The sequence below is a fragment of the Arthrobacter sp. UCD-GKA genome (assembly GCF_001863355.1).
Lineage (GTDB): Bacteria > Actinomycetota > Actinomycetes > Actinomycetales > Micrococcaceae > Paeniglutamicibacter.
Genome location: NZ_MOLR01000006.1, coordinates 311,978 through 322,484, shown reverse-complemented (window position 1 = coordinate 322,484; position 10,507 = coordinate 311,978). Strand labels below are relative to the sequence as shown.

The following is a 10,507-nucleotide window of genomic DNA, read 5'->3' as shown; positions in this document are numbered from 1 at the left end:
CCGGCAGAAAAGGCTGCTGATCCCCGAGTCCGCCCCCGAATCACCACTCTTCTTCACCCTCGTCGAGGGAACCGCCCGGCTGCGCGAACGCTGGCGCAACGGACACCTCGCGGCATAGGACCCCCTGCCGCGACCCCTTCGAAACGACAGAAGCAAGCCCCTTTCGGAAGATGGAACCCGACGCCCCCGGCCGGCGACCTGGCCGTTCCTGGCGTGCCCGAAAATACGACAGGCCGCCGAATCCGGGAAAATCACGGATTCGGCGGCCCGTCGGCGTTCCATGAAAAATCAGGGCTAACACGATCGATGCCCCGAACAAGTAGCGACTCCATGTAGTCGTATACCGGCCGTAGCCGAAATTAGCCACGGCTCCCGGTGGAAATACCTCGAGGCGGTCCGCAGGTGCACCGCATCGATCGTTTTCGACGTGCCCGAAGGGGAACCCCGACCGGGCAACGTATGGGGTCGGCCGCGAGTATTGTTGACTGGTGTTTGAACCGCGTCAGCTTAGTGAAGATGTCAGCATGCGCCTACTGCGCTCGAGCGATGGGCCAGCGCTTGCCGCTGCGTATGTGCGTAACCGCGAGTACCTCTCTCCATGGGAGCCGGTGCGTCCCGAGGAGTACTACACCGAGGCGTGGCAGGCCGCAGACATTGCCCGGCGCCTTGCTGCGGAGAAATCCGGCGAGGGATATCCCTTGGGTTTGTTTTTCGACGATACCCTTGTGGGCCGTTTCAACGTGGCCGGAATCGTGCGCGGTCCCTTCCAGAGCGCGGGGCTGGGTTACTGGGTCGATAGCGCCTACGCGGGCCGCGGACTTGCCTCTGCGGCAGTTCAGGTGATCGTCGAAACAGCACGCGACGAACTCGGACTGCACCGCTTGGAAGCGAGCACGCTTTTGCACAATGCCGGATCGCAACGGGTGCTATTGAAGGCGGGTTTCCGGTTGATCGGGATGGCTCCGCGGTACTTGCAGATTGCCGGGGAATGGCAAGACCACAACCTCTACCAAGTGGTCCTCCACGACTAAACCCCGGGCTTTCACGTCAACGAACCTCCGCGACCGGAGGCGTAGCTGAATCTCCGTATGCGGAACGCTTCGCGGGACGTGTGATGGACAATTGAACGCCGCGGGCCGCCGCAACGCATGGCCTCGAAAGCTTACGGAAACGAGGTGCCGGCTGGGGCACGGTGGATGGGCCCGAGGTGGCTTGCGCACCCGATGAGGCCGCTTCGTTCGATGCGAAACTAGGTCTTGCTACCGGTGAGCGCGAGCGAACCGCCAAGGCCGATCATCACCACGCCGCCGCCGGCACCCATGTGCGAGAGACGTTTCGGGTTGCGGGCGAACCACGCCCGTGCCGTGCCGGCCGTGAGTGCCCAGACGCTGTCACTGGCCAGGCCAATTCCAAAGAAGATCATCCCGAGGGTCGCCATTTGCAGCGGGATGGCACCGTTTTCGTAGCTGACGAACTGCGGGAGCACGGCCACGAAGAACACGATGGTCTTGGGGTTGGATACCCCGACGAAGAATCCCTCGCGGAGGAGGCGGAACGACGACGGTCGCGCCCTTGGTGAGGCGGCGGTGTCGGTGTGGTCGTTGCGGTGGCGGATCGCCTGCACTCCCAGGTACATCAAGTAGCCGGCTCCGACGAATTTGATGATGATGAAGACGACCACGGATTCTGCGACGATGGATCCGACGCCGAGGGACACGAGGGCCATGGCCGGGAGTGCCCCGAGTGCGTTCCCGATCACGCTGAGAAAGCCGCCCTTGCGGCCCAGGGAGAGCGACCGGCCGATGACAAAGAGCACGCTCGGGCCGGGAATGAGGATGAGGGCGAAGGCGGCGAGAGCGAAGGCCCAGCCGTTGGCCGCAGGTAGCATGTCGACTCCATTTCACGGTGCGTTGATGCGTCGAATCTATCGGAAATCCAACCGCACTGCGGCGACACGCGCTCGTCTGCGGGGAACCCGCATGAGTTCTTCTTCACCGCTGGAACAGTCGCAGCGTCCTGCACGGGGCGTATTTGGATGGGTGTTCAGTCTCGAAAGCCGGTTCCTTAACGGACTAATCGAATATCGACCGGTGACTGTCGAAGGCGACTGCACTGAGTGCCCGAAGCCCTTTGCACTTCGTCTAGAGCGCCCGTAAGGGGAACCTCTACTGGGACTGTCCCAGTTAGTTACGGGGCAGCGTATTGCCGTGTTTCGGTGGTCCATGTTGAGTGAGATCTTGCTAATGGTCTAGTTGCGGTGAGGTGGGGCAATTGGAAGGTATATGCAAAATATTTATATTTTTTATAAATATTGAAAAACTATGTGTCATAAAATGAATTATCGGCGATAGGTTCAAAATTTTCGGGTAAGCATTTCTCTTGCGAGACATCGGCAGGCTTGCCTTGATGCAAATCCCGACGTCCTCCCCATACCTATCCAGCGATGAATGACCCGAAGGCCACCGCCTTGCTGAAGTACTTGAAAGCCGACGACGTCGTGGAATGGGCGGGTTCCCGGCAACCTGTCTTCTTCAGTCCTGCCCCTAGTTCGTGCGCACCCCGGAAAGGATATCGTGGTCGCGGAACACGACGGTGTTCTCGGGGGTGATCCAGTCCGGGAGTTCGCTAGTTTCATCGCCTGCGTTCTCAACATCCTGGATCATCTTGGTGGTTAGGTCCACCAAGACCCTGATCTGGTCCGCGGCCCGGGTTCCGTATGCCCGGGTGCCGTCCTTGTTGGCGACGCCGAGCAAGATCCGTTCGGTGCCTCTGAAGCTCACGAGCTTGCCGGTTCGCTTGTTGTAGGCGGAATCTTTCATAACCAGGAAGTCCCCATCCAGGGAGCCTTGAAGGCCCTTGACGGTGTAGCCGTCTGCTTTGCGGTCAACGCTGCTGGTCTGGTGGATCTTGCGGTGTTCTAGATCCACCAGGTAGCTGCCGTGGTACGGCTTCTCGATGGCAAAGTTGTAGTCGAAGGAGATGAAGTTCCCGCTAACGGCTAGAACTTGCATTTCGCCCAGCGGGTCTTTTTCCCCGCCGCTCAGGGTGTTCAGCACGTCCCAGCCGCCGGGAACCCGCATCTCGTATGCTCCGATCCCGAGTTGGCCCTGCACGAGTGGCTCGCCCTGGGTCAGTGCGATGACATTCTGGCTGGGTCCTTTGACCTTCGTTATGCCGACCGGGGTGGCATAGAAGCTTTCCGGTTCCCCGTTGCCGTCGGTGTCACCAGTGAGCGGCACCATGTGCCTGATGTCATTCTGGCTCGATGGGTCCTCGCCCCAAGCGTAGGCGTCCTCCTGCCCGAAGGAACTGATCTTTGCGGGGTCGTCAAGTCCGAGGAATGTGACCTGGACGTCGGAGACGCTCTCGGGGACAAGCCCGTCCCGAGTTGGCAGAACGCCCATCTGTGTCACCGACAGGAAGTCTTTTCTTTCGTGTCGGACGATGCTGAACGCGGTCGGGAAGTCATTCTCAGACTCGCCCACCTGGGCAATGCGCTTGACCGCTGCGGTTCCAACCGTTGAACCATCGTTGAGGTTGACCACCGTGACCTTGATGTCGGCCGAGAGATCAGTGCTCTCCACGGAAACGGCTTTGTTGCCCGCGAAGAAGATTTCACCCTTGGTCTTGATGGCCCAAGCCTTTCCGGCATCAACGAAGGGCTTCAAGTCGGCGGTCACCACTGTGGTGAAGTCGGCGCTCTGGCTGGTGGCCGGCGATCGGGTATTCGACGGAGACGCTGAAGGAGCCCCTGAAGGAATGAACCGCTGGGCAATCGGCGGGGCGTGGCCTGCGCCCAACGACCAAATATTGAATATTTTCCACTCCCACACACGATGCCCCGCCGCCACTAATGGGACGGGGCGCCGTGAACTTTGGGGGCACCACAGAAAACGGAAAAATCCTGCGCCAAGGGCGAGTTGAGCCAGATAGTCTCTGGACTGCAGCTCGGCAATGGAAGCCACCCACAGCCTGTCCGTAGCGGGAACCTATGCCGGCACCCTCTTGGCGACGCGCGGAGGTCTCGAACGCGGGAGACCCCGGATGCCTCCGGGCTCGGTACGAAGCACAATAGGGCCGGTGTCGGTCAACGACGTATTTACCGTGTGATTCATGCCAGACTGCAGACATGAACCTTGACCAAGAGCTCGTCAATGCCGCAATCGACCAATTGGATCGTCGCTGGCCCGATGCGGAGCAAGCAGTGGCCGCGGCCCTGTACCTCGACGACGGGCAAATACTGACCAGCGTCAGTCTCGACAACTTCAACGCGGCGGCGAACCTGTGCGCGGAAACGGGTGCCATCTGCCATGCCTACAACATCGATCGGCGGGTGACCGCGTCGGTGTGCGTGAGCCGGGAGCCTGGTCGCGACGGGGTTGCGATTCTTGCCCCGTGCGGTCTCTGCCAGGAAAGGCTTGCACTGTGGGGACCGGAGGTTCAAGTAGCAGTCCCGGATTCGGTTGCGGCCGAGGGGTGGACCACCCGGACTTTGCTCGAGGTCAATCCGTATTACTGGGCCACACAATTTACGGATGGCGGTCAGTGGCCGTCTGCCGCCGACCATATCGGGTAAGAGAACGGGGCCTACCCGGCGGGGCACCACTCATTGACCGAACCTGCCAAAAGCCGCAGTAGGTTCCGGTTGGCGGGAACGTTTATCGGACGTTTTGAACTCTCAGCCCTGGTGACGGTGCTTGGGTGCGCTGCTGTTCTGCTTCACGCGCGCTGTATCGGTTTCTCAGAATCTGCCGATGTAAGCTGATCTCACGGTAGAAGTCGGTGCAGAAAAGGATTTTGTCGTGTCGTAGGGAGCTGCTCGAAGGCGCCGCGACCCGATAGACTCCTCCAACGGCAGCGGAGCTACTCCGAGCCGGCGTTGGGACGACTAGTGGATACAAAAGCACAGGTCAATGAGCCGGACACCCGGCAACCTCTAATAATCATCGACCGCGTCTTTTCAACCATCCTTTTGGTCGCGCAGCCGGTTGTCGCCGTCGCGAATTTCTTTTTTGTTGCCCTCACCGAGTCCGACTGGCCGGATGGAACCCGCTCAGTACCGCATTGGGCGGCAACGGCTGCCATCCTTCTGGTCTTCCTAATTCTGTTCGCTGCGGCTGTGGTCACGATCGTGATGCTCGCCACGCGCCGAATCGCGTTCTGGGTACCGCTCCTCGCCCTGGCTCTCACGTCTATAATCGTCGGCGCTCTCACAGCGTACGGGCAGACACCAGACATCTTGTAACCTCGCACCCGGGCACCCTTTTCCGAGGGGGCATAGGGCAAGCGTCGTGGACGGTCCCGCTGGTGGGTCTGGACCGACCGCCGGTTCATGACGTGGAAGGAATCCACGCTGCACTGCATGGCCGTCCCACAGGGGAACGCTCACCGGACTTCCTCGCCTGGCAAACTTCTGAGAAAACAGGAAATAGACTGAGCCACTATGAGAGAGACCGACCTTGAAGTTAATTACCTCCGGTTCGAGCATGTTGCCCCGGACGAAATTTGGGTTGAGGTAGCGAGTCTCTTCGTCTTGAGCTTCGCAGCCCCTCCTTACAACGAATCGCCAGACGAACTACAAAGCATTGATCAATGGGGTCCCGACAAACTTGCTAGCCCTGGTGGGCGACTCGTTGCGGCGAGACACAATGGACGCCTGGTCGGTTTTGCTTTATCTCAGAGGCTTGACCAGGACAGCTCCTGGCGGCGACGACTAGACACGATGCTGTCAACGCTAGACGCGGTAATCTCGCCTTCGAGAACTGTTATCGTCCAGGAACTCGCTGTCGACGAAAGCTTTCGCGGCCGGGGGATAGCCAAACAGTGCATCCGTGAACTCCTGTCGAGCCGAGCCGAACAGGATGCCATCTTGGGTGTTTTCGGCCAAGCGTCCCAAGTCCGAGAGATGTATAGACATTGGGGTTTTTCGGAGCTCGGCACCTCTCCCATCTACGGCGGAACTGTGACCATGCATGCCTTGCATCACAAGCTTCCATGGACGGCCTAGCCATCCAGCCGTATGGCTTTCAACGCTAAAAGACGCGTTTTCTGCAGAGCTAAATGTCGTAACCCCAAACGCATTGGCTCTCGGTTCATGATGTTTCGCAGGGGAACCTTGAACGGGACTGTTGTCGTTGGTGCCGCTGACGGGTACCCAGTCAATGGTCCACGGGGAATACAATCCTGAGAATCGAACTAATCGTCGAACTGACTGCTGGGTTTGGATTGCTCGCGGAAAATCGTGGAAATGAGCTGGAACGTGCCTACTTCGCATTCCCGGCTCAGAGACCTTTCTTCCTCCTCGCAGCGAGAGACCTCAGAGGCGGGTGCGTCCTGAGCGTAGAACTCGTCCATGCGGCGCGATGAGTAGTTGCGAACGTAGTAGCCGCTGTCATCAACTATTTCCTCCACGCTGAAATCAGCAGCGGTCATCTTTTCGACGTAGAGCCGATACGCTTCCACATAGTCTTCGCGAGTGACGTAGCCCTTGCTGAGGACACCGGCTTCGAAGTCCGAGAGCGTGGTGACCCGAAATGCCTTGGCGAACCGAGCATGCATCTGGTTTTCAAGGGAACGTGCCTCCCTGTTCAGTTCCACCGGTTCTCCTCTGCTTCACGAAGTGGCTTACACGGCAGTAGTCTGCCATGCCTTGGGAACGAGATGATCCTCCGCTGCAGTTGGGAGGGGTTATTCCGCGTGAGGAACGCTCTACGGGACGGTAATGAGCGCTTGGGGACATCGGATGATGCATGCCGGTTCTCCGAAGCGATTTGGATGCGGCAAGGTCGGTATTTGCGCCGGACCTCGCAAGGGCGACGCTGCCGGCCCGCCGTCACTGGATGCTGGGCTGGCCAGCCCGCAGGGCAGCAAGCCAGCTGTCCCAGGTGGGCCGAAGCAGCGCGGCCAGGGCGTCGTAGCCTCCGGCTCCTGGATGGGCCCCATCGCCCTCGCGCACCTCGCGCCGCCATACATCATGGTCCTGCATCTGCCTCACGACACCCACGTAGGGAACTGAATGACGGGCGCATTCAGCTTCCAACAAGGCATCCAGGGAAATGATGCGTTCATTGTGCGCGTCGTCGTCAACCGCTGGCGGACCGACCATCAGGGCGGGCCACCCCGATTTGCCGAGCTGCGTCAAAAGCTCACGCAAATGGGATACCGACGCCTCGGATGCGGCTCGGGTGACGCCGGATTCGTTCATGGTGTCGTTGACGCCGAAGGACAATACAACACCCGCATGGCTTCCGGCAGGAAGCCGAGGCGTGCATTCGGCCCGGAAGCGGCGAAGAATGTCGGCGCTGGTGTCACGGCGAATACCCAGGTTGTAGGCGGTCAAGGCATGTCCTTGTGCATGGCTGCGCGCTGCCAGGCGTCCGGTCCAGCCCAGGTGTCTGGCGTCGCCGACTCCGGCCACGAAGGAGTCGCCGATAAAGCAGACTCGCACATCCGGTTCCGGCTGCTCCCCAGGATCCTCGGTATTCACCTGAACCACCGTCATCCCTCCTGGGCTTCGTTGTTGTTGCGGCCTTGGACGGTGATGCCCAACGCGTCCAGCACCGGCCAGAGCATTGAGGCGATGTGGTCCACACCGGGGACGTATTCGGTGATGCCGACCCCGACGAGTGTGCCCCGGGTCCGAAGTCTGTTGATCACCGCGACCAAGGTGGCGATGGCCAGCCCACCGGGCTCGGGAACAGCCACCGCTGGCCACACCATGGGGTCCAGGACGTCCAGGTCCAGGTGCACGTAGAGCGGTGCACCGTCGGGCAGCCACCGGACCAGAAGTTCTTCCAGGAGGTCCGGTTCGTTTTGCAGTTGCTCGGGGTTGATTACTGGCAGCTCGTGCGCGGCAATGAATGCCTGCTCGGGCGGGTCCATGGAGCGGGTGCCCAGCAGTGCGCATCGTTGCGGTGACAGGGTGGTGGACGGGACCAAGTCCGGGTGGCCCTCGCCGAACAGGGTGCGCAGCGGCATGCCGTGTGCGTGTCCGCTGGGGCTGGATTCCGGGGTGTTCAAGTCGGCGTGGGCGTCAATCCACACCACGCGTAGGTCCGGGTGGATCGAGGCCATGTGTGACACCGAGGCCACTTCCACGGTGCAGTCCCCGCCCAGGGTTAGTAGGCTGCTCGGCCCAAGGGCCCGCAAGAGATTCGAGGCCGCGACCAGGTGGGCCTCGACGGCATCGTGGCTCTCGATCAAGGAGGTGTCCCCGTGGTTGGGGTGCGTATCGAGGGTTCCAAGGTCCGGTTCCACGACGTGCCGCACTGTCGAGGGAGCGAGCATCTCGGCCAGGTAAGTGGCGCCCTGCGCAATCCCGGGCTCACCGCTGCCCTGCCACAACGGCACCACCAGTTGAAGGTCCCAATCGGTCACCACAATCCCCACCTCATCTGCTACAATCGCGTTCGGTTGCTCCCATGCTAGGGCAGTGTCCGGCGATGACTGAATTTAGGAGTGTCAACGTGACGGCCGCTATTTCCCACGGTCGGAGACTCTGAAAGTCGACTCGCAGTCCGCAAGAGGGGAACCCTCTACGGGGTAGTCCACCTACCAGCGCTTCCCCGCTGGAGCCGGTACAGAAACCGGCGGTATGTCGACTGTCCATCTGAATCCCTGCTGCCGATCAACACGCGAACATGCTCTGTATTGGCCGGTCTCTCGTATGCTCAATGCGAGTGATCGAAGCAGGAAGGGTCCGTTCCATGTTGTTTGAAAGGCAGGGCCTGTGTTCGAATCGGGAGCCTTCGTCATCAATGCGTGGGGTAATGTCGTGGATTTTGTCGTGGAGCCCTTTCCTCCGGCGGACCCCGCAGCGGCCCTGCGGGCGGCCATGCGCGGGGAGAGACAGGAGACTCGGCTGGCGGTTCCATTGGTCTACACCGGAGTGCATTCAGGGCCCATTGGCCTGACGGTGGAGGTCCTTCGAGCGAGGCCGGAAGCCACCCCGCTAGGATGGGAAGACATCCACGAGGTGTCCCTGATGCTCCCGGAGGGCCGAGCGTACTTCACCACGCCCACCGGCTGGGAGATGAAGAACGTCGGCAGCATCGTGGGTGATCAGAAGGGCAGCTACCGGGCCAGGCTCCACACCACGGGCCGCGACACGGCCTTTGACCTCGCCGTGGAATCTCCCGTCGAACGGCACTTGGTCCAGTTCTGGAGGGAACCGCCATCACCGGCGTTTGCCCTGTCCTCCGGATCAGAGCGAGGCAAGGACCTGCCGCGTTTCATCAAGATATGGCAGGGGCCGCCCGGTGCCACCGCTCACTTTGATCCACGGTTGGTAGCCCCGGCTTCCCCTCCGGAGTAGCGAAAGCTGTTGCCTGTCTTTCCCGCAGTCGACTGCACCGGGTCCAGAGTCCTCTGCACCGCGCAGTGCCGTCCGCAAGAGGAACGCTAACTGGGACACTGACCCTGCCAACGCGGCGCTGAGGGCGACTATCTCTGGTAGACGTTAAGCCTTTCGACAAGCCCGAATTTGACGGTTGGCCATTCGGCTTCGATGATGGAGAACACCACGGTGTCACGGACGGTACCGTTCTCGAAGATCGTGTGATTGCGAAGAATGCCGTCTTGTTTGGCACCGAGTCGTTCGATTGCGCGCCGGGATTGGTGATTATGCCAATGCGCCCGGAACTCAACTGCAATGCACCCCAGTTCCTCGAACGCTCGCTGGAGCAAGAGCATTTTGGCTGCGGTGTTGATGCCCGTTCCTTGCGCTTTCGATCCGATCCAGGTTGACCCGATTTCCAGACGACGATTGGCTGGTTCCAGGTTCAAGTACGTAGTCATTCCCACCGCGCGAGAAGTCCGTGGATCGATGATGGCCCAGGGAACGATCCGACCCTCGGTGTGCAAGGCGATCCGGCGTTTGATTTCCTTTTCCATGGTCGCAGGAGAGGGGATATGCGTGTACCACGTCCGCCAAAGTTCATCGGTTTCAACCGCTGCGACGAGGTCGTCATGGTGTGTCTCGGAAAGCGGTTCGAGTCGAATGAACGGGCTTTCAAGCAGGGCTACGTCTGTAAAGTCCACCACTTGAGTCTAGCGTGGCTCAACATCAAGACGTTGTTCGGAATGAAGACTGGATGTGTCCCGTATGACGGTCCTCTAACGGAACGCACCATGAGTTGACCTGAAGCTTCATGAAATTCGCGATTCACAGGAAGATACCGACTCGTAAGGCCCGTCCGGTGAGATGTCCGGTCAGATGCCCGGCGAGCGGGCCCTAAAGGGAGCGAGATCTGAAGACGCACGGGCGTGATCGGTTCCTGTTCCGGTGGGTCGTGTTTAGCGAGGTCTTGCCAAACGGTCCAGGCGTCGTGAAATCGGTCCACTTGAGGTGAGATGTGACAGACGGATTCGATATCTTCCGCAATATGGCATCGCCGCGATCCGACGAACCGAACAAGCCCACATATTCGGGAGGTAGCGCGGCGACGTTTCGGTGGAACCGCGTAAACGATACGGTGTCTATGGAGTGCAGTGGTTCCGAGGTGCCATA

General features: G+C 60.3%; 11 protein-coding genes. 5 read left to right on the top strand and 6 right to left on the bottom strand.

The features are described from left to right. The first annotated feature begins 524 nt into the window (after positions 1-524). Complete coding sequence (locus BLJ79_RS13080) at positions 525-1,031, top strand: GNAT family N-acetyltransferase (RefSeq protein WP_071215173.1); 507 nt, start codon at positions 525-527, stop codon at positions 1,029-1,031. Between the two features lie 218 nt (positions 1,032-1,249). Here BLJ79_RS13080 and BLJ79_RS13075 read toward each other — a convergent pair whose 3' ends face one another. Both BLJ79_RS13075 and BLJ79_RS13070 read right to left on the bottom strand, forming a co-directional pair. Then, positions 1,250-1,888 (bottom strand): LysE family translocator, encoded by a 639-nt coding sequence (locus BLJ79_RS13075; RefSeq protein ID WP_071215172.1) that lies wholly within the window; start codon positions 1,886-1,888, stop codon positions 1,250-1,252. Positions 1,889-2,543: 655 nt separating this feature from the next. Then, positions 2,544-3,965 carry a hypothetical protein gene (locus BLJ79_RS13070; protein ID WP_139194857.1) on the bottom strand — a complete coding sequence of 474 codons (1,422 nt, stop codon included), beginning with the start codon at positions 3,963-3,965 and terminating at the stop codon, positions 2,544-2,546. 164 nt (positions 3,966-4,129) lie between these two features. Between BLJ79_RS13070 and BLJ79_RS13065 the strand changes: the two genes are divergently transcribed. The 3 genes from BLJ79_RS13065 (at position 4,130) to BLJ79_RS23930 (ending at position 6,007) form a co-directional block, all read left to right on the top strand. Then, positions 4,130-4,576: a cytidine deaminase gene (locus BLJ79_RS13065; protein ID WP_071215170.1), complete on the top strand. Its 447-nt coding sequence runs from the start codon at positions 4,130-4,132 to the stop codon at positions 4,574-4,576. Positions 4,577-4,891: 315 nt separating this feature from the next. Next, positions 4,892-5,245, top strand: coding sequence for a hypothetical protein (locus BLJ79_RS13060; protein ID WP_071215169.1), 354 nt, complete (start codon positions 4,892-4,894; stop codon positions 5,243-5,245). A 198-nt stretch (positions 5,246-5,443) separates the two neighbouring features. Further along, complete coding sequence (locus BLJ79_RS23930) at positions 5,444-6,007, top strand: GNAT family N-acetyltransferase (RefSeq protein ID WP_083411272.1); 564 nt, start codon at positions 5,444-5,446, stop codon at positions 6,005-6,007. A gap of 188 nt (positions 6,008-6,195) precedes the next feature. Here the strand turns inward: BLJ79_RS23930 and BLJ79_RS13050 are convergent, their stop codons facing one another. The 3 genes from BLJ79_RS13050 to BLJ79_RS13040 form a co-directional block, all read right to left on the bottom strand. Then, positions 6,196-6,597 (bottom strand): hypothetical protein, encoded by a 402-nt coding sequence (locus tag BLJ79_RS13050; protein ID WP_139194856.1) that lies wholly within the window; start codon positions 6,595-6,597, stop codon positions 6,196-6,198. Between the two features lie 235 nt (positions 6,598-6,832). Further along, positions 6,833-7,501 carry a DUF459 domain-containing protein gene (locus BLJ79_RS13045; RefSeq protein WP_071215166.1) on the bottom strand — a complete coding sequence of 223 codons (669 nt, stop codon included), beginning with the start codon at positions 7,499-7,501 and terminating at the stop codon, positions 6,833-6,835. Beyond that, a complete protein-coding gene (locus tag BLJ79_RS13040; RefSeq protein ID WP_175475475.1) occupies positions 7,498-8,376 on the bottom strand; it encodes an arginase family protein in 879 nt (292 codons plus the stop codon). Before BLJ79_RS13040 ends, BLJ79_RS13045 begins: the two co-directional genes overlap by 4 nt. A gap of 352 nt (positions 8,377-8,728) precedes the next feature. On the opposite strand from BLJ79_RS13040, the gene BLJ79_RS13035 reads away from it, so the two are divergent. Continuing rightward, complete coding sequence (locus BLJ79_RS13035) at positions 8,729-9,313, top strand: hypothetical protein (protein WP_071215165.1); 585 nt, start codon at positions 8,729-8,731, stop codon at positions 9,311-9,313. Positions 9,314-9,441: 128 nt separating this feature from the next. On the opposite strand, the gene BLJ79_RS13030 is transcribed toward BLJ79_RS13035, so the two are convergent. Next, positions 9,442-10,038: a GNAT family N-acetyltransferase gene (locus BLJ79_RS13030; protein WP_071215206.1), complete on the bottom strand. Its 597-nt coding sequence runs from the start codon at positions 10,036-10,038 to the stop codon at positions 9,442-9,444. Between the last annotated feature and the right edge of the window lie 469 nt (positions 10,039-10,507).

What these genes read in the sequence shown, in the direction of transcription:
- BLJ79_RS13080 (WP_071215173.1), top strand. Translation starts at nt 525, where the DNA reads ATGCGCCTACTGCGCTCGAGCGATGGGCCAGCGCTTGCCGCTGCGTAT.
- BLJ79_RS13075 (WP_071215172.1), bottom strand. Translation starts at nt 1,888, where the DNA reads ATGCTACCTGCGGCCAACGGCTGGGCCTTCGCTCTCGCCGCCTTCGCC.
- BLJ79_RS13065 (WP_071215170.1), top strand. Translation starts at nt 4,130, where the DNA reads ATGAACCTTGACCAAGAGCTCGTCAATGCCGCAATCGACCAATTGGAT.
- BLJ79_RS23930 (WP_083411272.1), top strand. Translation starts at nt 5,444, where the DNA reads ATGAGAGAGACCGACCTTGAAGTTAATTACCTCCGGTTCGAGCATGTT.
- BLJ79_RS13045 (WP_071215166.1), bottom strand. Translation starts at nt 7,501, where the DNA reads ATGACGGTGGTTCAGGTGAATACCGAGGATCCTGGGGAGCAGCCGGAA.